We start from the raw sequence: 20,536 nt of genomic DNA, 5'->3' as shown, positions 1-20,536 counted from the left end.
ACGGCACACGCCAAGTGAGTCACCGTGAGTTGGGGGTGAGTTTGCTTTGAACCAAGCTAATGAATTGCCGATAGATCAAGATGTTGCACAGCCATCTCCGGAGCTTGTCCGACAGGCACTTCAGAGCGTTGTTTCCAGTGCCGCGTTCCAGGCTTCGCCTCGACTCCAGCAATTTCTTACTTACGTGGTCGAAGAAACGCTCGCGGGTCGCGGTGCTCAGATTCGTGGCAAAGCAATCGCCGTCGAAGTCTACGGTCGGAGCATTGATGGCACCGGTGGTCGGAATCTCGTTCGCGTTGAAGCCCGACGGTTGCGTCGGCTGCTACAGGAGTTTTACGAAGATCAATGGAACGGTGAGGGCGTTCGCATTTTTGTTGATTCCGGCGGATACAAGCCACGGTTCTCGCTAGACAGCACTTCAGGAGTGCGAAACAGCGATGCGCTTGGAAGGCATCCGCTTTTAACGCAACTGCTGCCGGTTGGATTGGTTTGCGTTGTATTGATTGCTGGAATTGGGTTTTGGTTTGCTCAGAATAACGAGGCGGGTTCGCCCGCGACTCGATCCACGGAACAGGCTGAGCGAGCGGCCCTTGGTGAGCAGTCTTTGACGAGACTTCAGGCGGCCAACCTTGCGGATCAGGCCCGCGGCATGTTTTTTCCCGTCTTTGATGTCAAGCGTCAGCAAATAGCGCTGGGAATGTTCCAGCATGCCACCGAGCTCGACCCAGCTCTCTCCGATGGCTACGCCGGTTCGGCACAGGTCCTAGCAACTCTGGCTATGTTGTCCCCGGACAAATCACAAAGAGAAGACCTCTTTAGCCAAGCTGCGGAGATGTCGGGAAAGGCGCTTGATCTATCTCCCACCGATGCATGGGCAAACGGAGCAAATGGTTGGGTATTGGCCACCCAGTATAAACCAGTTGAGGCACTGAAATACGCAAGACTGTCGGTCGAGCTTGCGCCGAAGGATGGTCATATCCTGGATCTAGTTGGCATCACCGCCATTATGGCCAACACTCCGGATCTTGCGGCCGAGGTTAGCGACCCAGAAAGACTAAGGTCAGGATCGGGCCGCTTTGGCGCACGAAATATTTGGGGTGTATCGCAACTGATGCTCGGGAATTACGAAAAGGTTGTCGAGGCATTTAAAGGAGCGCCCGCTGCCGGTGCGCCTGTAAGTGCTCCTTCTCTCCTGTTCCAAGCCGTTGCGAACGATCAGTTGGGACATACGGAAGAGGCGCAAAGACTTGTTACCGAAATGCGCAAAACATGGCCGGAGTTTCCATCTGAGTTTCTTGCAGGCAGGATCTTCCACAATGATGCCGCAACGCGACAAGCGATACTGGATACTCTGATCAGATACTGATGAAACACGTCGCATCGTTGCCGATGCAGAGTGTTCCAGATTCAAGCACTCATGTCCGCTCAGCAGACCTTAAAACCCAACAAGAACCCACAAAAAAGCGGCCCAGGAGGCCGCTTTCTCTAAATTCGATCTGAACCGGATCAATCCAGTGTCCGGGTGACCTCTTCGCGCTCGAAGATTTCGATCACGTCGCCTGCGCGGATATCGTCGTAGTTCTCGAACGCCATACCGCATTCTTGACCCGACTGAACCTCGGCGACTTCGTCCTTGAAGCGTTTGAGCGTCTTCAGCGTGCCTTCGTGGATCACCACGTTGTCGCGCAGCAGGCGGACGCCTGCGGAACGGCGGGCAACGCCTTCGGTGACCAGACAGCCGGCAACCTTGCCGACACCTGTGACCTTGAAGACTTCACGAATCTCGGCATAGCCGATGAACTTCTCTCGAATCTCGGCGCTCAGCAGGCCGGAAGCAGCCGCCTTCACGTCGTCCACAAGGTCATAGATCACCGAGTAATAGCGGATCTCGACACCTTTCTGGTTCGCGGTGTTCCGCGCCGATGCGTTGGCACGGACGTTAAAGCCCATAACTGGCGCGCCTGACGCTTCGGCCAGGCCAACGTCGGTTTCGGTGATCGCGCCCACGCCCGAATGCAGCACGCGCACGCGCACTTCGTCGTTGCCGATCTTTTCCATCGCCTGAACGATGGCTTCGGCAGACCCTTGCACGTCAGCTTTGACGAGGATCGGCAGCTCGGCCACGTTCTCGTCTTCTTTCGCCTTCTGCATCAGCTGCTCAAGGGTGGTTGCGGCACCAGCGGCGGCACGTTTGTCCTTGGCGGCTTGTTCGCGATAGGCGGCGATTTCGCGGGCCTGCGCTTCGGTCTCGGTCACGTTCAATACGTCACCGGCCTCGGGCGTGCCGTTCAAGCCCAGAACCTCGACAGGAACCGAGGGGCCAGCTTCTTTGACGCGGTCGCCCTTGTCGTTGATCAGTGCACGGACCTTACCGTATTGCTCACCCACAACGAAGATGTCGCCCTGGCGCAACGTGCCGTTCTGAACCAGAACGGTGGCCACAGGACCGCGGCCCACATCCAGCTGCGCCTCGATCACAGCACCTTGGGCGGCGCGGTCGGGGTTGGCTTTCAGTTCCAGAATTTCGGCTTGCAGCGCAATGGCTTCCAGAAGCTCGTCCAGACCCTGACCGGTGATGGCGGACACTTCGACGTCCTGAACCTCACCCGACATTTTCTCGACGATCACTTCGTGTTGCAGCAGATCGGTGCGCACCTTGTCCGGGTTTGCATCCGGCTTGTCGACCTTGTTGATCGCCACGATCATCGGCACTTCTGCCGCCTTGGCGTGGTTGATCGCCTCAATCGTCTGCGGCATCACTGCGTCGTCAGCCGCAACAACCAGAACCACGATATCCGTGACCTGCGCACCGCGCGAACGCATCGACGTAAACGCCGCGTGGCCCGGTGTATCCAGGAAGGTCAGTGTGGTGCCGCCCTCGGTTTTCACCTGATAGGCGCCGATATGCTGGGTGATGCCACCGGCCTCGCCCGCCACAACACGCGCATCGCGGATTGCATCCAGCAGAGAGGTTTTACCGTGGTCAACGTGACCCATGATGGTGATGACCGGCGGGCGCGGCTTCAGATCTTCATCGCTGTCTTCGACCTCTTTGATGACGTCTTCAACATCCGAATCAGAAACACGCGTGACCTTGTGGCCAAATTCTTCGATGATCAGTTCAGCCGTGTCAGCGTCGATGGTCTGGTTCTGCGTGACCATCATGCCCATCTGCATCAGCGATTTGACAACGTCAGCTACGCGCTCGGCCATACGGTTGGCCAGTTCCGAGACCATGATCGCCTCGGGCAGCTGTACGTCGCGGATCACCTTTTCCCGCTCAACCGTGCCGCCCATGGCTTTCTGGCGCGCACGCTCTTGCTTGCGCTTCATCGCAGCCATCGAGCGTTGGCGGTTGCCTTCGCCACCAGTGGCCTGACCCAGTGTCAGCTTGCCCGAACGGCGGTTATCGTCGCGACCTTTGCCGCGACCGCGCTGCTCGCGCTCACGATCCTGCTTGCGCGGGGTCGCAGCGGGTGCAGGCTTGCTGGCCGGGGCGCGTGCCGCTTTAGGCTCTTCCGGTGCGGGCGCTGTAGCGGCGCGTTTGGCGGCTTCTTCCGCCTCTATGCGCTTGCGCTCTTCCTCTTCCGCCTTTTGACGGGCGCGCTCTTCAGCCTCACGCTGTTCACGTTCCTTGGCTTCCTGTTCCGCACGGCGGCGGGCACGCTCTTCTTCGCGCGCCTTTTCTGCAGCCTCGCGGGCGGCGGCCTCTTCAGCCTCGCGGGCCTTGGCGGCCTGCAATGCCTTCATCCGGCGTGCCATTTCCGCGTCGGAAATACCCGCAGGGCGACGCGACGGATCACCCGAAGGTGCAGCACCGCCACCCGGCTTTGCCGCGCCCGGCTTGGGGACCACCACGCGCTTGCGTTTGGTTTCCACCACGACATTCTTGGTGCGTCCGTGGCTGAAACTCTGTTTCACATTTCCGGGGCGTGCCCCGCCACGAAGACCCAATGTCTTTTTGCCGTCATTATCGCTCATAAAGCTTCTTACCCTTCCGCGCGGCCCCTGCCGCCGTCATCCGTTTCGCGCAAGCCACGCAGGCGCTGCGCTTCCTCTACAACACGTTTGGCGAGTCCGCCAGAGGCCATGGCAGCATGAATCACTGTTTGGCGCCCAAATGCCTGCCCTAATTCGTCCGCAGTCAGCCAACCGATGTATTTTCCGAAGTGCGGCGTGCTGAGTTTGGACTTGCCGCGCCCCGATCCATCAATGGCCTGAAGCAGCACTTGCGCCTCTTCCCGGTCCAGCCACGTCTTGACCTTTTCATATCCGGCAACCGCGTCACCGGATTTACGCGCCAGGCTGAGCAACTCAACCACGCGACGCGCGATCTGTTTTTCGACTTCGTCGCTCAGATCCTTCGACACAGAAACCTGTGCCTTGAACCCGCGCGCAAACAGTTTCTTGCCAACGGCCTTGTCCAGTGCGGCACGATCTGCCGCCACATAGACCCCGCGCCCCGGCAGTTTTGCCGCAACATCGGGATAAACCTGACCGTCCGGTCCCGTCACAAAGCGGATCAGCCCGTATTTTGGCTGAACTTCGCCCGTGGCGATGCACTTGCGTTCGGGTCCGTCAGACCGATCCTTATGGACGCCACCGCGAGCCATACGCGCCACCCGAGGCCTGAGATCAGGCCTCGACCTCCTCGTCTTCTGCGTCGCCGTCGATGTCTTCTTCCGCTTGCTCCAGCTCGGCCGGATCAACCCAACCCAGCAGGATACGTGCGGTCATGACCATGTCCTGCGCTTCTTCCAGCGTCACACCGAAAGGTTCAAGTACACCGTCATCCTTGATGCGTTCGCCATCGACTGTGGTCCAGCCACCGGCCAATTCCCAGTCGGCGCAGGTTGCGAAGTCTTCCAAGGTCTTCACATCATCCTTGGCCAGCGCTTCTACCATCTGGGGTGTCAGGCCCTCAAATTCAATAAGACTGTCCTCGGCGCCCAGTGCACGGGCCGCGTCCAAAGCCGCTTTCGCCTGTGCTTCCAGGAATTCGCGGGCACGTGTCTGCAGTTCTTGCGCGGTGCCTTCGTCAACACCGTCAATGACCAACAGTTCATCGATTTCGACATAGGCGACCTCTTCGAGGTTGGTAAAGCCTTCCGAAACCAAGAGTTGTGCAAAGAATTCATCCAGATCCAGGCTGTCCATGAACAGCTTGGTGCGGGCTTCGAACTCTTTCTGGCGACGCGCCGATTCTTCTGCTTCGGTCATGATGTCGATGTCCAGACCGGTCAGCTGGCTTGCCAGACGTACGTTCTGACCGCGGCGACCGATGGCAAGGCTCAGCTGCTCTTCCGGCACGACAACCTCGATCTTGCCGGCTTCTTCGTCCAGAACCACCTTGGAGACCTCGGCGGGCTGCAGCGCGTTCACCAGGAAGGTCGGCTGATCTTCGTTCCACGGGATGATGTCGATCTTTTCGCCCTGCAGTTCGTTCACAACGGCCTGCACGCGGCTGCCGCGCATACCGACGCAAGCACCAACCGGGTCGATTGACCCGTCATACGATATCACGGCAATCTTGGCGCGCGAGCCGGGGTCACGAGCCACGGCCTTGACCTCGATGATGCCGTCATAGATTTCCGGCACTTCCATTTTGAACAGCTCGGCCATGAATTCCGGCGCGGTACGCGAAAGGAAGATCTGGTGGCCACGCACTTCGCGGCGCACTTCCTTGATATAGGCGCGCACGCGGTCATTTGGGCGATAGCTTTCGCGACCGATCTTGTCATTGCGGCGCAGAACAGCCTCGGCACCACCCAGATCGACAATGACATTGCCAAATTCTTCGCGCTTGACCGCGCCGTTGATGATGGTGCCCGCACGATCCTTGAATTCTTCGTACTGACGATCACGTTCCGCTTCGCGGACCTTTTGCAGGATCACCTGTTTCGCGGACTGCGCCGCGATCCGGCCCATTTCAACCGGCGGCACTTCTTCGACGAAGACGTCACCAACCTCGGGCGATTCCATGTACTGGCGCGCCTGCTCGACGGTCATCTCGGCCTGATAGTTCTCAAGCTCTTCATCCTCGACCACAGTGCGCACGCGAGTGAAGGTCGCCTTGCCGGTCTTGCGGTCGATGGACACGCGAATGTCCATTTCCGCGCCGTAACGGCTCTTGGCGGCACGGGCGAGCGATTCCTCCATCGCTTCGACAACCAGACCGGGGTCGATCATCTTTTCGCGGGCCACGGCCTCGGCGGTCTGCAGCAGCTCCAGCTGGTTGGCTGAGGTGATTGCCATCAGTTCGTCTCCTCTTCGGACCCTTCGGTCTCAATCTCGTCGAAAGCGTTTTCGTTCAGGGCGCCCGCGTCTTTGCGCTGGCGCAGCATTTCCTTGATCAGATCATCGGTCAGGACCAGCTTGGCGTCGCTCAGCCAGTCGAATTGCAAACCGATGGTGATCGTCTCGTCCCCCTCGGGGATGTTGATCAGAACCTCATCCCCTTCGATCCCGGCCAATTCACCCTTAAAACGGCGGCGGCCGTCGATCAGTTCGGCGGTCTCGATCTTGGCCTCATAGCCTTCGAAGGTCTCAAAGTCCTTGAGGCGGGTGAGAGGGCGGTCGATTCCGGGGCTGGACACTTCCAGCGTATACGCATCAAGGATCGGATCCTCGACGTCCAGCGTGGCGCTGACCGCATTGGAAATCTCGGCGCAGTCGTCCACTTCGATGCCACCGTCTGGCTTGTCAGCCATGATCTGCAGCGTGGTCTGCTTGCCACTCATCAGGCGAATGCGCACAAGTTCATACCCCAGATCCTCAATCACGGGGGTGATGATCTCGGCCAGTCGCCGGTCAATGGCAGCTTTGGCTATCAGGTCGTTTGTCATCTGGTTCTCTACCCTTCAATCGGGCACAAAAAAACGGGCGCGCGGCCCGTCGAATTTTCCGGTGGAGCCTTGAACCAGAAGTCCAACGCGCCGCTGTTGAAACTGCATATACGCAGGATGGTCCGAGTCTGCAACCCCCGGCGGGAGTCGCAGCCGAATTTACGCCATCCACCACCGTTCTGCGATACGGCCATCGTCCAGCACCGACGACCCGGCAATCTGGCGTGGCATCCCGACAGCGCCAGCTACAGCAAGGGCCAGGTCCGCCTCGGACGGGTGAAACCGAAGACCGCGCACGCCCTGCATTTCCGCGTTATCCGGCAGAGCCGCCACATCTACATAACCATCGCGCAGCGCTTCGGCCCGAACCCCCGCGTCCGGAATTACGATAACCTCGATGGCATCGACCCATCCGGCCTGACCATCCTTGTAATGCCCCGCCACACGGCGACCGAGGAAATGTCGCCCGTCTTCGGCCCGTTCGACGCGGTAACAGCCAGTACCGTTGGCCGCATGCAATGGCGACACAGTTTGACCCGATTGTGTGACGACAAACCGGCTGTCTGCCAACATGAAGGGCAGACCCGGATTGGCCTGAGCCAGTTCCAAGTGCACGCGATTGGGGGCCATGGCTTCGGCACGACCAACTTCCGCTAGAACGGACAAAACGTCGGCAATTTCCAACGGCGCGCTGTCGTGGAAGACCGCATCATCGCGCAGATCAAAGGTCCAGATCCGTGCGTCGGCATCGGTCTGCCACCCTGTTGCAAGCTCACCCCGCAACGTTCCGTCAGGCGCGATCTCGGTCAGAGTGTCGAAAACAGCCCCGCGTGCAACTTGTTCAAGGCTGTCGTCGCGCGGAACGGCCAGCCGCAACGTGCCGCCTTTCTTCGGCGTATCCGCCAAGGACGCACCGGTCGCCGCCAGCAGCGCGGCAGCGGCACCCGAGGCAAACAAGGCACGGCGGTCAATCCGGGTCATGCCACACCCTCCGCCACGCGATCCATGATGCGCACAAGCTCGGCGCTGATGCCGGGTTCTGACAGCGCATGGCCCGCCTGCCGCACCATCTTCAACTCGGCATTGGGCCAGCGCTCAGCCAGATTCCATGCAGCCTGAGGCGGGCAGATCATGTCATACCGCCCCTGAACGATATGTCCGGGAATATCGGCGATCCGGTCCATCTGATCCAGAATCTGCCCATCCCTCTCCAGAAACGCCTTGTTGATGAAATAGTGATTCTCGAGCCGCGCAAAGGTGCGGGCGTATTCACCCGGACTTTCGCCCACCGATCCGTTGGTATGGATCGAGGCCAGCGCGTTTTCCCAATGCGACCAGGCGCGTGCATACAGGATCTCGGTCGCGCGATCGCCCGAGAACAGGCGCTTATTATAAGCGGCAATTGTATCGTCCAGCTCACCCTCGGGCAGCAGGGCAGTGAACTTCTGCCAGTGCTCGGGCCAGAACCGCCCGGCCCCGCCGCCATAGAACCAATCCAGCTCGGCCTGCGTGGCCAGAAACACACCGCGCAGCACCAGACGGCTGACCCGATCCGGATGCGTCTGCGCATAGATCAACGCCAGCGTCGCCCCCCAGCTTCCGCCAAACACGATCCACTCATCAATTTCGAACAGTTCGCGCAGCCGCTCGATATCAGCGACAAGATGCCACGTCGTGTTGTTTTCGACCGATGCGGTGGGTCTGGACCGACCACATCCGCGCTGATCAAACAGAATCACCCTGTACGCACGCGGATCAAAATAGCGCCGCATAGCAGGGCTGCAGCCGCCCCCTGGACCGCCGTGAAGGATAACAACCGGTATCCCATCGGGATTGCCGCATTGTTCCACATAGATACGGTGCCCATCGCCCATATCGACCATGCGCTGATCGAACGGGTCGATCGGCGGGTACAGATATTGAACTGCGCGCTTTTGGTCCGGGTACTTGTCCATTATGGCCCTATATAGTCCTTAAGCGTAAAAGAGCACACGGAGACAGGAATGCAAGCGCATCCGAACACGGTGGACCCATCCGAGATCGCAAAATTCGAGGCGATGGCGGCAGAATGGTGGGATCCTCACGGGAAATTCAAACCTCTGCACATGCTGAATCCGTGCCGTCTGGATTATATCACACAGCAGATTGCAGGTGAGTTTGACCGTGATCTGACCGCGCCGAACCCGTTCGAGGGCCTGCGCCTGCTGGATATCGGCTGCGGTGGCGGGCTGCTCAGTGAACCGATGGCGCGCTTGGGTGCGACGGTCGTGGGCGCCGACGCAGCCGAACGCAATCTGCCTGTCGCCCGCATCCATGCGGAACAATCGGGCTTGGAGATTGACTATCGCCACACAACGGCCGAAGACATGGCCGCCGCTGGTGAGCAGTTCGACGTTGTGCTGAACATGGAAGTTGTCGAGCATGTCGCCGACCCGCAAAGTTACCTGACCGCCACGCAACACTTGCTGAAACCCGGCGGGCTGCAGATTTGTTCCACCATCAACCGCAATCCGAAATCCTATGCGATGGCCATCTTCGGGGCCGAGGTCGTCATGCGCTGGCTGCCCCGCGGCACGCATGAGTGGAACAAGTTCATCACACCTGACGAACTGTTCGAGCTACTGCGCCAGGCCGGGCTGGACCCGGTGGACCGCAAGGGGTTTGTGTTCAACCCGATCCTGTGGAGTTGGTCGATCTCGGACCGGGATCTGAGCGTGAATTATGTGACGGCGAGTGTGAAGCCGGGGTGAATCCTACTCCCCCTCCAACTGCAAGCGTAAATCCCGCAGCACCGGCAGCGTGCTGCGCACGCGCTCCAGCCCCAGTTCTCCAACCACGCGGTTGATCAGCGGGGCAATCGACGAAATCGCCTGATCCCGCGCGCGGCGACCGGCGGGGCTGATCGCCACCATCTTGCGGCGGGCGTCGTCCCAGTCGGGGCGGATGTGGATGTATCCGGCCCATTCCAGCTTGGCCAAGGTATTTGTCATGGCTCCGCGCGTGACGTGGAAGGTGCTGGCCAGTTGCGCCGGGGTCCGCTCATCCCCCACAAACACCAGATGGTTCAGCACCGAGAAATGCGAGATTTCCATGCCCTTGGGCAGCACCCGGCTCAGCCGGTTGCGCAACAACTGGTCTGCAGTCAGAATCTCGCTGAACAGCGTGACCGCCAGGGCATTTTTTTCGTCCGTCATAGCTCGGTTCTGGATCAGGGCCTGTCGAAAGGCCGCACATGCGTCAATGAGGGCACACGCCGGCGCGCCTCTGTCACAGAACTATCATCCAAATCGAAAATGTGAATGCCCGGATCGGTACCTGCGTCGATCAGCACCTCCCCCCACGGGGCGACAACCATGCTGTGGCCGTGCGTGTAGCGGGTTTTTCCGCGCGTCTTGGGATGTTCTCCGGTCTGTGCCGGAGCCAGCACCCAACACCCGGTCTCGATCGCGCGGGCGCGCAACAGCGATTCCCAATGCGCGGCACCAGTCACAGGTGAAAACGCTGCTGGAACCGTCAGGATGCGTGCCCCCGCCTGCGCCAGAGCAGCGTGCAAATGTGGGAAGCGGATATCGTAGCAGATGGTCAGCCCCACCTTGCCAAAATCGGTCTCAGCCACAACCGCGCGGTCGCCGGGCCGGTAATTGGCCGATTCGCGGAAGGTCTCGGTTTCCGTGACCTGCACGTCGAACATGTGGATTTTGTCATAGCGCGCTACGACCTGACCCTGCGGGTCGATCATGAAGCACCGGTTGGCAAAGCGGCCATCCGCGTCATGGGTTTTGATCCCCAGCGAACCGATCAAAAGCCACACACCCAGTTTGGCGGCCTCTTCGCGCAAGCCCGCCAGGGTGATGTCGTCTTCTTCATGCTGCAGAACCTCGCGCTGCCGCGTGGTGCTGGTCGAAACGCAGTTCGTAACCTCAGGCGTCAAAATGAACCGCGCGCCTTGCCCGGCGGCCTTAGCCATCATGGCGCGCACCATGTCCAGATTTTCGGCCGGATCGTCCGACGAGGTGATCTGCAGCAGCGCGGTCTTCATCAGGCCGCCAGCAGCCGGTCGAGCTTGCCCTGACGTTCCAGTTCATACAGATCGTCACAACCACCCACATGTTCTGTGCCGATAAAAATCTGCGGCACGGTGCGTTTGCCACCGGCCCGCTGGATCATCTCGGGTTTGCGTTTGGGGTGCATCAGCACGTCGACTTCCTTGAACTCAACGCCTTTTTGTTTCAGCAGACGTTTGGCCGCATGACAAAAACCGCATAGCGGCGAGGTATAGATTTCTACCGGCTTCATTTTCCGTTCCCTTCGGGTTTCGCGCAATCTTGGGCGAATTAGGCATCCTTGGCAACGCGCGCCAGTGCCAACACGAAAATATGATTTGCCCCTGCGGCCTGACACACACGGGTACAGGCGGCCAAAGTCGCGCCAGAGGTCATCACATCATCCACCAGTAACACGTCGCGGGCTTTCAGATGCCTTGCCCTGCGCGGGTGGACGCGAATCGCATCTTTCAAAACCTCGGCCCGTTCTTGCGCCGTTTTGCCATCCAGAACCGGTGTTCGTCTGTTTCGCACCAACAGGTCAGGCACACAGTCCAGCCCACTGTCCTGACCCAGATACTGCGCCAACAGGGCCGACTGATTGTAGCGCCGTTTGAGCAGACGAGACCAATGCAGCGGCACCGGGGCGATCACCATATCCGGTCGAAGCAGTTCACGCCCCGCTTGCGCCATCCAACGGGCTGCTGGGCGAGCCAATTCGGGCCGGTCACCATGCTTCAGAGCAAGGACCAATGTCCGCGCCTTGCCATCATACATCAACGCTGATCGACCAGCATCCCATGGCGGTGGGGCTTTCAGACAATCGTCGCATTCAATCCGATACCCGTCCTGCGCACCCATCAGCGGCACTCCGCAGCTTTCGCAAACGGTGCCTCCAATAAAGGGCGTTTCACGCCAGCAGGATCCACACAGCCCAAAATCTGACTCGGTCAGCGCGCCGCATCCCATGCAGCGGGACGGGTAAATCAGTGCAAGTGCGGTTTGAATCCGCTGCGCGATGCGATACTTGCGTGCCATGAAACTGCCCGAGCCCAACGCACCCTCTCTGTTTGATCGCAAAACCATCCTGCGCCACCGCGCCCGTGCACAGGATGACGCCTTCTTCCTGCATCGCGCCGTAATTGACGAGGTGCAGGATCGGCTCTCTATGGTTAACAAAGCCTTTACAGCGCCTGCGATCGTGAGCTCGTTTCCGCGGCTTTGGGACGGCGTTCTTTCCGGTGCTGCCTTGGTCCAGGATGACGACGTGCTGGCGCTTCAGCCCGGCGCCCATGATCTGGTCATCCACGCAATGGCCCTGCATTGCGCCAATGATTCGGTTGGGCAGCTGATCCAATGCCACAGGGCATTGCGGCCCGACGGGCTTTTGCTGGTCGTGTGTTTGGGCGGGGAAACTTTGCACGAACTGCGCGCCGCATTGGGACAGGCTGAGATTGAGATCACGGGCGGCCTGAGCCCTCGCATCGCTCCGATGGCGGAACTTCGAGACATGGGTGGATTGTTGCAACGGGCCGGTCTGGCTTTGCCTGTAGCGGATTCAGTGCCGCTGACGGCGGAATACCGCGACATTTGGCATCTGATGCGCGATCTGCGCCATATGGGTGAAACCAACGCCTTGTCTGCACGGCTTAAGCGCCCGACCAGACGGGCTGTGTTCGAAGCCGCGCAGCGTATCTATGCGGATCACTTTTCGACCGCTTCAGGCCGCCTGACAGCAACATTCGACCTGATCTGCCTGACCGGATGGTCGCCGCACGATAGCCAACCCAAACCGCTGCGCCCGGGATCGGCCCAAGCCCGTCTGGCTGACGCCTTGCGCACCACCGAGGGCAAACTGCCTGATTGACGTGCGGATAAATCCCCTTATCTCAGGCCGGACCACTAGAAATTCAGGAAGTCCCATATGTTCGATGCTACCCGCCCCGCACACGCTCCTACGGATCATCCCAAGATCAGGATGGGTCGCGTCGGCATTTTGCTGGCCAATCTGGGCACGCCGGACGATTACACCTATTGGCCCATGCGGCGGTATCTGAACGAGTTTCTGTCAGATCAGCGTGTCATCGATTATCCGAAATGGAAATGGCAGCCGATTCTGCAGGCCATAATCCTGAGCAAACGGCCTTTCAGCTCGGGCGAAGCTTATAAATCGATCTGGAATCACGACAAAGGTGAAAGCCCATTGATGACGATTACCAAGGATCAGACCGCCAAGCTGCGGGCGGCGATGCATGACCGGTACGGCGACCAGGTAATGGTCGATTTCTGTATGCGATATGGCAACCCGTCAACCAAATCCAAAGTACGCGAGATGGTGGCCGCAGGGTGTGACCGCATTCTGTTCTTCCCGCTCTATCCGCAATACGCCGGCGCAACGACGGCCACGGCCAACGACCAGTTTTTCCGCGCGTTGATGAACGAAGCCTGGCAACCAGCATCCCGCACCGTGCCCGCCTATTTCGACCAGCCCAGTTACATCGACGCGCTGGCGCAATCTGTTGAGCGCGCCTATGCGGATATGGAGACAACACCCGACATTCTTGTCTGTTCGTACCACGGAATGCCGGATCGCTATCTTCAGCAAGGGGATCCCTATCATTGCCAGTGTGCAAAGACATCCCGGCTGCTGAAAGAACGGTTGGGTTGGTCTGATGACCAGCTTGTGTCGACATTTCAGTCGCGATTCGGTCCGGAAGAGTGGCTAAAGCCTTACACAGTGGATCACGTGGCAGATCTGGCAAAGCAAGGTAAGAAGAACATTGCCGTCATCGCCCCTGCCTTCTCGGCCGATTGCATCGAAACGCTCGAAGAGATCAACGAAGAGATCAAGGAAAGCTTCGAAGAAGCAGGCGGTGAAACCTTCACCTACATCCCCTGTCTGAACGACGACGACGCACATATCGCCGCCCTGGGCAAGGTCGTCGAGGACAATCTTCGCGGCTGGATGGACTAGCTTTGCGGAACACAACGCACGGCGCGAGCGATTCAATTGGTTTTGAACGCTTTTCGCCTGTTTTGGCTTTCAGAAACAAAAAAGGCGGTGGATTGCTCCACCGCCTTTTTCAAGAATTCCGTGTTGGCTTAGCTTGCAGCAACAGCAGCAGCAACAACAACCAGCAGGATCAGCGGCAGGATGATGCCCTGCGACGAACCTTGAGTTTCTTCAACAACAACAGGTGCTTCAACAACCGGCTCTTCCAGGTTGCCAGCGTATGCGGTCGAAGCTGCGGCGGTCAGAGCTGCGGCGAGAACGAGTTTTTTCATATTAACCTCCAGAATTTGCACGGTTCCAATGCCCGGAACCGCGCACCTAAGACTTACCTCGTGTTTTTTTCTAATCAGCATTGGCGCTGGATTGCAATTGCAACTTGAGCGCTAAGCGGCTTCGCGAAGGAAAATGTCGTCAAATTAGCAACACTTGCGTGCCGACCTTCGCCATAGAAAACAGTTCAGCAATATCATCGTTGAAGAGGCCAATACAGCCATTCGACGAACGTCGCCCAATTTTGCGCGTATCGTGGGTGCCGTGAATGCGATAATATTTCCAGCCCAGATATAAAGCGTGCGTTCCCAGAGGGTTATCTGGCCCCGGCGGGATATAGTCGGGCCATTCCGGATTTCTTCTCTTCATCGACGGTGTCGGCGACCAACTGGGGCCTTCAACTTTGCGGATCACGCTGGTGCGCCCGCGACGGGTCATCTCTTCGGTCAAAGGCACCGAAGAGGGGTAGAGTTTGTATGTAGATTGATCATCTGACCAATAATGCAGCGCGCGTGACACTGTATCGACCAAAATTGCTCCGTTCCTCGTGTTCGAGAAATAGGGCTGCCAGTCCAGAGCACGAAACCCTGACACATTCCGGCGCACGGGCGGTTCGGGCTCGGGTGCAGGGCGCAGCGGGTCGCCTGGAATATATTGCGCCAGCGCCGGTGTCGCCAGCGAGGCGGTTACACCGGACAGAAACACCCGGCGCGTGGGTGACAGAATACGCTTTTTGACCATGACGAACGGGTCCTGTGTTCTAGTAAGCTCTGAAATCTGGTCCATTCTATTGCGAGAATGCTTCAGTCGCAAACCAAACCGGCAGAATCACGCGAGTATAGACGAATGTACGTTTGCTCAGCGCAGTCAGGCACGCTATGCCGGGTGACAACACAATTATCAGGTCGATCATGACGCGTATCGTTTCTTTACTGTTGATTTGCTTTGTCGCGCTTGCGGCATGTACAAGCACCCAGCCCACCACTATTGGTGCGGATGGCCGCCCCTTGCCCACGGTCTACAAAATCCGCGGCAATCCCGAAAAACTGCAATTCCGAATGCTTGATTCGGTCAATGCCTTGCGTCAGGCTCAGGGCTTGCAATCTGTGCAATTGAACTCTCAGTTGAACGCGGCCGCTGCGACTCACTCAAAGGATATGGCACGCCAGAACCGCCCTTGGCACTTTGGGTCGGATGGGTCGTCCCCAATCGATCGTGCCGCGCGGGTCGGATATTTTGGTACATTCCTGGGCGAAGCGATTTCCGAAACCTACGAGACCGAGACCGAGACACTGGCGGCCTGGATGCAAGAACCCGGACCGCGCGCTGTGATCATGGACCCGAAGGCAACCCAGATGGGGTTCGCCTGGCATCAGGAAAATGGTGGAAAAATCTGGTGGACGCTGGAAATGGGAACCGGCGGCTGATCCAGTTCAGAGATTTTGCAAAAAGCCCCCGAATTTTGGGGGCTTTTTTTATTCCATCATGCAGCTTGCATGGATTGAGCTTCGGTCAAAATTGCATAGAGCTTAACCGGATCGGGGTTCGCCCGAAGTTTGGTGCAGACCGAGGTATCCCGCAGCGTACGCGACACCAAAGCCAGCGCTTTGAGGTGATCCACACCCGCCTCTTCAGGCGCGAACAGCGCAAAGGCAATATCCACCGGCTGACGATCAACCGAACCGAAATCGATCGGTTTTTCCAGCATGACGAAGACGCCTGAAACCGCCTCAAGTTCAGACAGTCGCGCGTGGGGCAGCGCGACGCCATGTCCAACTCCGGTTGGCCCAAGGCTTTCGCGCTCAAGCAGAGAGTCGACAACCGCCTGGGCATCAAGGCCCTGGGTCGCGGCGGCAACGTCGCCGATTTCCTGAAACAACCGCTTCTTGCTGGAAGCGGCCGAAAGTACACGCACTGCCTCGGGCTTGAGTATGCTCGAAAGCTCCATGATCACGCTCCATGGCACGGCACCCGCATGTGCGGGTGCGGCCCCGTTTTCTTGCCTGTTACGGATCGATCCAGCCGATGTTACCGTCGTCGCGACGGTAGACAACGTTCAATCCATCCTTGTTCTCATTCCTGAACACCAGCACCGGAGCGCCAGCAAGTTCCATTTGCATCACGGCTTCCCCAACGCTCAGAGACGGAATTTTCGTCTCCATCTCAGCCACAATCATGGGCTGCAGCGATTCGGGCTCGTCCGCCGTGTCCGATTCGTCAGAGGCGAGGATATAAGAGGACGCACCAAAGAGTTCAACCGGCTCTGCCCGGTCCTTGTGGTGGTCCTTCAGGCGGCGCTTATAGCGGCGCAATTGGGTTTCCATCTTGTCGCAGCATGCCTCAAACGCTGCGTAAATCTCGGTAGCGTGCGCCTTGGCCTGGGCTGTCAGGCCCGTGGACAGGTGCACCGTTGTCTCGCATACATATTCATGCGCTGAACGGGAAAAGACGACGTTGGCATCTGTCGGCCGCTGAGCATATTTGCCCACAACCTCGCCCAGCTCGGTTTGCACGTGTGTCTGCAAGGCCGCGCCGATGTCGATCTGTTTTCCGCTGATTTGGTAACGCATGTGATCTCCTTCACAATTCACACCCATTCTGACGTCACGGTACGCGACGAACTTGTTTTTATCGGGTGGGGGGTCGCGGCATTTTCTGCGGTTGCCTTAAGTCCTGCCCTTCAAAGAAGGGAGATCGAGATCCAGACTGGAACCGAGTAAATGCCATAGTCCAATTGAGGCAAGAGACGAAGGAAGAGTCAATCAAAACAGGCGTGTATATACGCGATTTCCGTCATGCATCTGATGCAAACCGGTTCAAGCCTATGAAATACGGAAGTTTTCGCCCAAATAGACCCGACGCACATTCTCGTTTTCGACAACTTCGTCGGGCGTGCCGGACATCAGCACCTGGCCGTCATGCAGGATATAGGCGCGATCCACAATTTCCAGCGTTTCCCGGACGTTGTGATCCGTGATCAGCACACCGATTCCCCGTTTTTTGAGGTCGGCCACCAGATGTCGTATATCCCCGACACTGATCGGATCAACCCCTGCAAAAGGTTCGTCCAACAACAGATATTTCGGATCGGCCGCCAAACAGCGCGCGATCTCGACACGGCGGCGTTCACCACCGGACAGGGCCAAAGCGGGCGCGCGGCGCAAATGTTCTATGGAAAAATCCGACAACAGTTCTTCCAGGCGTTCCTTACGCCTGTGTGCGTGCGGAACCGTAATGTCCAATACAGCGGCAATGTTGTCTTCGACACTCATACCGCGGAAAATCGACATTTCCTGCGGCAAATAGCCGATCCCCAAGCGTGCACGCCGATACATCGGCAGAGTTGTGACGTTCTGACCATCAATTGTCACTTTACCTGCTTCGGGAAACACAAGCCCTGCGACGGAATAGAAGGTCGTGGTCTTGCCTGACCCGTTCGGCCCCAAAAGCGCTACGACCTCGGACCGGTCCAGCGTCATCGAGACATCGCGAATAACCGTCTTTTTCCGGTAAGATTTTCGCAGCTTCTCGATGCGCAGGCCTGAACTGCCTTCGGCCAATGTCAGGCTCGGACCCGCCATCAGTTGTTGCCCTGCTGCAAGATCGTTTTGACCCGCCCGGTCATGGTCGCCTTGCCTGTTGTCAGATTAGCGTTCATCTGATCGCCACTGATGACGCTGGGTCCCTGCGTCAGAAGGACATTGCCCTTCATCACAATCACACCGGAATCGATTGTGTACTCTGCCCAATCCCCTTCGGCTGCGTCCGGTGGGCTGACCAGAACCACGTTTTCGGTCGCTTCCATCCGTTCAATGGCCGAGCGTTCCTGGTTGTAGATCACCAGAACACGTTCCGCCGTAAGCCGCATTTCGCCTTGCACAACGATGACATTGCCAATGAACTCGGCAGATCCATCTTCCTGATTGACGTTCAATGTCTCCGAAGTCACCTCAACCGGCAGGCTTGGGTCGGCATTTGCAGAACCAAAGGCCACCTGCGACTCTTGCGCGGTCGCGGTACCCGCGATTACAGCGAGACACAGTGGAACAAAACGAAAATCGAACACAAGTTATCTTTCTGCCTTTTCAGGCTCGTATATCAGCTTCACACCATCTGTAAAAACAATATGGACCGGACCATCCTTTTTTTCCGTCCCAAAAGTCATGCGCCCGGCGGAAAAGTTGCCGATCGGCCCGGTACCATTCACCTGTCCCGGTGTGTCGCCGCGGATTTCATCCAAAGATGTGTTGAGTAGATCGGTTGTGACCTGAAGCCCGTCAGCGGTGGTGATCACCACGTCGCCGACAAAAGTGGCTGTGCCTTCGTCAGGGCGGATTAAACCCGAGTTGGAGTCCAGCAGTATCGTTCCACCGCTCAGCAAGCCAAACCGGCCACGGAATTCTGAGGCAGTCGGGGTCGCGTTCTCGTTGCCCTGCGTCGCTTGCGTTGCCTCGATATGAACGTCCTCACCCTTGCGCGTGGTCCCCTGATAGTTTGGCTGAGTTACAACTTGCTGCGCCAGCCGTTCATCGATGTCATTTTGCGCGAACGGCACAGATACATTTGTTTCGATACTGCGGGACAGCAAGAAGACGGTGGAAAGCAAGACAATCGCCGCAAGCGGCAACAGCACCTTCAGGAACTGCACCATGCGGGAATATCTGTCCACGTCGCCCTCCCTCAGCCCAAACCGACGCGCAGGCAGTCGTGGATGTGCAACAAGCCCTGCGCCTGTCCGTCAGCGTCAGGGTCGACCACGAACAAAGAGGTTATCTTGCGCTCATTCATGATCGCAACGGCCTCTTCCGCCAGCGCGTTTGGCGCAATCGTCATTGGATCACGGGTCATGACCTCTTGGGTGCTCTTGTCTAGCAAGCCGTCCATATTGCGGCGCAAGTCGCCATCGGTGACAATGCCCAGCAGGCGGCCTGCATCATCGGTGACACCAACGACACCAAAGCTTTTTTGGCTCATGACCAACAAAGCCTCGCTCATCGGAGTGCCGGACGTGACCACAGGCATATCCGCGTGCATCAGATCGCGCACCTTGCTGAGCTGCGCGCCAAGTTTACCACCTGGATGAAAGTCACGGAAATTCTCGGGCTTGAAATCCCGGTACTTCATCAAAGCAATCGCCAACGCGTCGCCCATTGCCAAGGTCAATGTCGTCGAGATCGAAGGCACCATGCCAAAGCCGCATGCCTCACCCAAAGACGGGATCAGAAGATGCACGTCCGCCTGTTTCATCAGCGTGCTTTCAGGCTTACTGGACAGACCAATCAGCGGAATCCCGAACCGGCGGGTAAAGGCCAGCAGATTGGCAAGTTCTGGCGCTTCGCCCGAATTCGAGATCGCCAATACCACGTCACCCTTGGAGACCATGCCCAGATCACCATGGCTGGCCTCGGCCGGATGCACAAAATAGGCTGGCGTACCAGTGCTGGCCAAGGTGGCGGCTATCTTGTGCCCGATGTGACCCGATTTACCGATACCGCTCACGATGATGCGACCCTTCGCCTGCAGGATCATTTGCACGGCTTCTGCAAAATGGTCGTCCAGACTTTCGGCCAACACGTCCAGCGCGCGGGCTTCATCTGTAACGACCTGACGGGCGGTTTTCAGAAAGGACTCGTTATCAGTCATGAGTGTGCAAAAATATCCGTTTCGGGCCAGCCTGCGAGGTCCAGTTTCGCACGCATCGGAAGGAAATCAAAACAGGCTTGCGCCATCTCGGTCCGATCTTCACGTGCAAGGCGCTTGTTCAATTCATCCCGCAGACGGTGCAGGTACAGAACATCCGAGGCTGCATAGTCCAGTTGAGCATCTGTCAGAGACTCGGCTCCCCAATCGCTCATCTGCTGTTGTTTCGAAATGTCGACACCGATCAGTTCCTGACACAAGTTTTTCAAGCCGTGGCGGTCAGTGTATGTGCGCACCAAACGGCTGGCGATCTTGGTGCAATAAACCGGAGCGGCCAACGCACCAAAGGTGTGGTACATGGCTGCGATGTCAAACCGCCCGAAATGGAACAGCTTAAGCACGTCAGGGTTTTCCAGCATGGCGCACAGGTTTGGTGCTTCGGTTTGGCCTTTTTCAACCTGAACGATGTGACTGTTGCCATCACCACCCGACATCTGGATCACGCATAAGCGGTCGCGATGCGGGTTCAAACCCATGGTTTCGCAGTCAATGGCCACAACGGGGCCCAGATCCAGCCCGTCGGGCAGATCGTTTTTGTACAAATGGTTCGCCACGCGACTAATCCTCTGAGCGCTATTGTCCCCGAGATAGGCGGTTTGGCCCCTAAACTCAACGCCGTCCAAAAATCGCGGGCTGTTCAGCGCCAGGCTCTTGATCTTATCCCC

At 58.1% G+C, this 20,536-nt stretch carries 25 protein-coding genes; 5 read left to right on the top strand and 20 right to left on the bottom strand.

What is annotated here, in order from left to right; translation table 11 throughout:
- Positions 1 to 46 precede the first annotated feature (46 nt).
- Positions 47 to 1,366 (top strand): hypothetical protein, encoded by a 1,320-nt coding sequence (locus GS646_RS17940; RefSeq protein ID WP_171648570.1) that lies wholly within the window; start codon positions 47 to 49, stop codon positions 1,364 to 1,366.
- A 140-nt stretch (positions 1,367 to 1,506) separates the two neighbouring features.
- On the opposite strand, the gene infB is transcribed toward GS646_RS17940, so the two are convergent.
- The 6 genes from infB to pip form a co-directional block, all read right to left on the bottom strand.
- Positions 1,507 to 3,981, bottom strand: a complete 2,475-nt coding sequence (gene infB, locus GS646_RS17935; protein ID WP_171188103.1) for a translation initiation factor IF-2 — start codon at positions 3,979 to 3,981, stop codon at positions 1,507 to 1,509.
- 8 nt (positions 3,982 to 3,989) lie between these two features.
- Positions 3,990 to 4,613, bottom strand: coding sequence for an RNA-binding protein (locus GS646_RS17930; protein WP_171188104.1), 624 nt, complete (start codon positions 4,611 to 4,613; stop codon positions 3,990 to 3,992).
- A gap of 22 nt (positions 4,614 to 4,635) precedes the next feature.
- The gene (nusA, locus tag GS646_RS17925) at positions 4,636 to 6,255 is read right to left on the bottom strand and encodes a transcription termination factor NusA (protein WP_171188106.1); all 1,620 of its coding nucleotides are present in this window, start codon (positions 6,253 to 6,255) and stop codon (positions 4,636 to 4,638) included.
- Complete coding sequence (gene rimP / locus GS646_RS17920; RefSeq protein WP_152459779.1) at positions 6,255 to 6,845, bottom strand: ribosome maturation factor RimP; 591 nt, start codon at positions 6,843 to 6,845, stop codon at positions 6,255 to 6,257. Before rimP ends, nusA begins: the two co-directional genes overlap by 1 nt.
- 159 nt (positions 6,846 to 7,004) lie before the next feature.
- Positions 7,005 to 7,826, bottom strand: coding sequence for an ABC transporter substrate-binding protein (locus GS646_RS17915; RefSeq protein WP_171648569.1), 822 nt, complete (start codon positions 7,824 to 7,826; stop codon positions 7,005 to 7,007).
- Positions 7,823 to 8,800, bottom strand: a complete 978-nt coding sequence (gene pip / locus GS646_RS17910; protein ID WP_171188110.1) for a prolyl aminopeptidase — start codon at positions 8,798 to 8,800, stop codon at positions 7,823 to 7,825. The genes GS646_RS17915 and pip overlap by 4 nt, the downstream gene beginning before the upstream one ends.
- A 48-nt stretch (positions 8,801 to 8,848) precedes the next feature.
- Here pip and ubiG point away from each other — a divergent pair, with 48 nt between their 5' ends.
- The gene (gene ubiG / locus GS646_RS17905) at positions 8,849 to 9,595 is read left to right on the top strand and encodes a bifunctional 2-polyprenyl-6-hydroxyphenol methylase/3-demethylubiquinol 3-O-methyltransferase UbiG (RefSeq protein ID WP_171105911.1); all 747 of its coding nucleotides are present in this window, start codon (positions 8,849 to 8,851) and stop codon (positions 9,593 to 9,595) included.
- A 3-nt stretch (positions 9,596 to 9,598) separates the two neighbouring features.
- Here ubiG and GS646_RS17900 read toward each other — a convergent pair whose 3' ends face one another.
- The 4 genes from GS646_RS17900 to GS646_RS17885 are packed head-to-tail and all read right to left on the bottom strand — an operon-like array spanning position 9,599 to position 11,926.
- Positions 9,599 to 10,039: a MarR family winged helix-turn-helix transcriptional regulator gene (locus tag GS646_RS17900; RefSeq protein ID WP_170334681.1), complete on the bottom strand. Its 441-nt coding sequence runs from the start codon at positions 10,037 to 10,039 to the stop codon at positions 9,599 to 9,601.
- A 14-nt stretch (positions 10,040 to 10,053) separates the two neighbouring features.
- A complete protein-coding gene (locus GS646_RS17895) occupies positions 10,054 to 10,884 on the bottom strand; it encodes a carbon-nitrogen hydrolase family protein (RefSeq protein ID WP_171648568.1) in 831 nt (276 codons plus the stop codon).
- Positions 10,884 to 11,141 carry a glutaredoxin 3 gene (gene grxC, locus GS646_RS17890; RefSeq protein WP_171648567.1) on the bottom strand — a complete coding sequence of 86 codons (258 nt, stop codon included), beginning with the start codon at positions 11,139 to 11,141 and terminating at the stop codon, positions 10,884 to 10,886. The genes GS646_RS17895 and grxC overlap by 1 nt, the downstream gene beginning before the upstream one ends.
- 38 nt (positions 11,142 to 11,179) lie before the next feature.
- Positions 11,180 to 11,926, bottom strand: a complete 747-nt coding sequence (locus tag GS646_RS17885) for a ComF family protein (protein WP_171188117.1) — start codon at positions 11,924 to 11,926, stop codon at positions 11,180 to 11,182.
- Between GS646_RS17885 and GS646_RS17880 the strand changes: the two genes are divergently transcribed.
- Together GS646_RS17880 and hemH are read left to right on the top strand one after the other, a co-directional pair.
- On the top strand, positions 11,925 to 12,755 hold the full coding sequence (locus GS646_RS17880) for an SAM-dependent methyltransferase (protein WP_171188119.1): 831 nt from the start codon (positions 11,925 to 11,927) through the stop codon (positions 12,753 to 12,755). The genes GS646_RS17885 and GS646_RS17880 overlap by 2 nt on opposite strands.
- 57 nt (positions 12,756 to 12,812) lie before the next feature.
- Positions 12,813 to 13,862, top strand: coding sequence for a ferrochelatase (gene hemH, locus GS646_RS17875; RefSeq protein WP_171188121.1), 1,050 nt, complete (start codon positions 12,813 to 12,815; stop codon positions 13,860 to 13,862).
- Between the two features lie 128 nt (positions 13,863 to 13,990).
- Here hemH and GS646_RS17870 read toward each other — a convergent pair whose 3' ends face one another.
- The 3 genes from GS646_RS17870 to GS646_RS23130 all read right to left on the bottom strand — a co-directional run bounded on the left by GS646_RS17870 (position 13,991) and on the right by GS646_RS23130 (position 15,084).
- Entirely contained in the window at positions 13,991 to 14,173 is a 183-nt protein-coding gene (locus GS646_RS17870; RefSeq protein ID WP_010442520.1) for a hypothetical protein, read from the bottom strand.
- 139 nt (positions 14,174 to 14,312) lie between these two features.
- Entirely contained in the window at positions 14,313 to 14,912 is a 600-nt protein-coding gene (locus tag GS646_RS17865) for a L,D-transpeptidase family protein (protein WP_171188123.1), read from the bottom strand.
- A 46-nt stretch (positions 14,913 to 14,958) separates the two neighbouring features.
- Positions 14,959 to 15,084: a hypothetical protein gene (locus tag GS646_RS23130; protein ID WP_256367977.1), complete on the bottom strand. Its 126-nt coding sequence runs from the start codon at positions 15,082 to 15,084 to the stop codon at positions 14,959 to 14,961.
- Here GS646_RS23130 and GS646_RS17860 point away from each other — a divergent pair.
- Positions 15,083 to 15,598, top strand: coding sequence for a CAP domain-containing protein (locus GS646_RS17860; RefSeq protein ID WP_171096538.1), 516 nt, complete (start codon positions 15,083 to 15,085; stop codon positions 15,596 to 15,598). The two genes, GS646_RS23130 and GS646_RS17860, sit on opposite strands and share 2 nt — an antisense overlap.
- A 56-nt stretch (positions 15,599 to 15,654) precedes the next feature.
- On the opposite strand, the gene GS646_RS17855 is transcribed toward GS646_RS17860, so the two are convergent.
- From GS646_RS17855 to GS646_RS17825, 7 genes are all read right to left on the bottom strand, one after another.
- Entirely contained in the window at positions 15,655 to 16,119 is a 465-nt protein-coding gene (locus GS646_RS17855; RefSeq protein WP_171096653.1) for a PTS sugar transporter subunit IIA, read from the bottom strand.
- Positions 16,120 to 16,177: 58 nt separating this feature from the next.
- Positions 16,178 to 16,741 (bottom strand): ribosome hibernation-promoting factor, HPF/YfiA family, encoded by a 564-nt coding sequence (gene hpf / locus GS646_RS17850; RefSeq protein WP_050605577.1) that lies wholly within the window; start codon positions 16,739 to 16,741, stop codon positions 16,178 to 16,180.
- A gap of 252 nt (positions 16,742 to 16,993) precedes the next feature.
- Positions 16,994 to 17,752 (bottom strand): LPS export ABC transporter ATP-binding protein, encoded by a 759-nt coding sequence (gene lptB / locus GS646_RS17845; protein WP_171188125.1) that lies wholly within the window; start codon positions 17,750 to 17,752, stop codon positions 16,994 to 16,996.
- A complete protein-coding gene (locus GS646_RS17840) occupies positions 17,752 to 18,165 on the bottom strand; it encodes an LptA/OstA family protein (RefSeq protein ID WP_371732102.1) in 414 nt (137 codons plus the stop codon). The genes lptB and GS646_RS17840 overlap by 1 nt, the downstream gene beginning before the upstream one ends.
- Positions 18,166 to 18,240: 75 nt before the next feature.
- A complete protein-coding gene (gene lptC / locus GS646_RS17835; RefSeq protein ID WP_171188127.1) occupies positions 18,241 to 18,840 on the bottom strand; it encodes an LPS export ABC transporter periplasmic protein LptC in 600 nt (199 codons plus the stop codon).
- Between the two features lie 11 nt (positions 18,841 to 18,851).
- The gene (locus GS646_RS17830; RefSeq protein WP_171188129.1) at positions 18,852 to 19,814 is read right to left on the bottom strand and encodes an SIS domain-containing protein; all 963 of its coding nucleotides are present in this window, start codon (positions 19,812 to 19,814) and stop codon (positions 18,852 to 18,854) included.
- A complete protein-coding gene (locus GS646_RS17825) occupies positions 19,811 to 20,425 on the bottom strand; it encodes a ribonuclease D (RefSeq protein ID WP_171096545.1) in 615 nt (204 codons plus the stop codon). The genes GS646_RS17830 and GS646_RS17825 overlap by 4 nt, the downstream gene beginning before the upstream one ends.
- Positions 20,426 to 20,536 lie beyond the last annotated feature (111 nt).

The sequence above is a fragment of the Ruegeria sp. HKCCD4315 genome (assembly GCF_013112245.1).
Classification (GTDB): domain Bacteria; phylum Pseudomonadota; class Alphaproteobacteria; order Rhodobacterales; family Rhodobacteraceae; genus Ruegeria.
Note: the sequence above shows the minus strand (reverse complement) of the source record. Positions and strands in the feature narration are given on the sequence as shown.

Coding starts and splice junctions, on each gene's coding strand:
- GS646_RS17865 (WP_171188123.1), bottom strand. CDS start 14,912: ATGGTCAAAAAGCGTATTCTGTCACCCACGCGCCGGGTGTTTCTGTCC.
- GS646_RS17895 (WP_171648568.1), bottom strand. CDS start 10,884: ATGAAGACCGCGCTGCTGCAGATCACCTCGTCGGACGATCCGGCCGAA.
- nusA (WP_171188106.1), bottom strand. CDS start 6,255: ATGGCAATCACCTCAGCCAACCAGCTGGAGCTGCTGCAGACCGCCGAG.
- GS646_RS17885 (WP_171188117.1), bottom strand. CDS start 11,926: ATGGCACGCAAGTATCGCATCGCGCAGCGGATTCAAACCGCACTTGCA.
- hpf (WP_050605577.1), bottom strand. CDS start 16,741: ATGCGTTACCAAATCAGCGGAAAACAGATCGACATCGGCGCGGCCTTG.
- infB (WP_171188103.1), bottom strand. CDS start 3,981: ATGAGCGATAATGACGGCAAAAAGACATTGGGTCTTCGTGGCGGGGCA.
- lptB (WP_171188125.1), bottom strand. CDS start 17,752: ATGGCGGGTCCGAGCCTGACATTGGCCGAAGGCAGTTCAGGCCTGCGC.
- hemH (WP_171188121.1), top strand. CDS start 12,813: ATGTTCGATGCTACCCGCCCCGCACACGCTCCTACGGATCATCCCAAG.
- grxC (WP_171648567.1), bottom strand. CDS start 11,141: ATGAAGCCGGTAGAAATCTATACCTCGCCGCTATGCGGTTTTTGTCAT.
- GS646_RS17930 (WP_171188104.1), bottom strand. CDS start 4,613: ATGGCTCGCGGTGGCGTCCATAAGGATCGGTCTGACGGACCCGAACGC.
- pip (WP_171188110.1), bottom strand. CDS start 8,800: ATGGACAAGTACCCGGACCAAAAGCGCGCAGTTCAATATCTGTACCCG.
- ubiG (WP_171105911.1), top strand. CDS start 8,849: ATGCAAGCGCATCCGAACACGGTGGACCCATCCGAGATCGCAAAATTC.
- GS646_RS17900 (WP_170334681.1), bottom strand. CDS start 10,039: ATGACGGACGAAAAAAATGCCCTGGCGGTCACGCTGTTCAGCGAGATT.
- GS646_RS17880 (WP_171188119.1), top strand. CDS start 11,925: ATGAAACTGCCCGAGCCCAACGCACCCTCTCTGTTTGATCGCAAAACC.
- GS646_RS17870 (WP_010442520.1), bottom strand. CDS start 14,173: ATGAAAAAACTCGTTCTCGCCGCAGCTCTGACCGCCGCAGCTTCGACC.
- GS646_RS17855 (WP_171096653.1), bottom strand. CDS start 16,119: ATGGAGCTTTCGAGCATACTCAAGCCCGAGGCAGTGCGTGTACTTTCG.
- GS646_RS17830 (WP_171188129.1), bottom strand. CDS start 19,814: ATGACTGATAACGAGTCCTTTCTGAAAACCGCCCGTCAGGTCGTTACA.
- rimP (WP_152459779.1), bottom strand. CDS start 6,845: ATGACAAACGACCTGATAGCCAAAGCTGCCATTGACCGGCGACTGGCC.
- GS646_RS17860 (WP_171096538.1), top strand. CDS start 15,083: ATGACGCGTATCGTTTCTTTACTGTTGATTTGCTTTGTCGCGCTTGCG.
- GS646_RS17915 (WP_171648569.1), bottom strand. CDS start 7,826: ATGACCCGGATTGACCGCCGTGCCTTGTTTGCCTCGGGTGCCGCTGCC.
- GS646_RS23130 (WP_256367977.1), bottom strand. CDS start 15,084: ATGATCGACCTGATAATTGTGTTGTCACCCGGCATAGCGTGCCTGACT.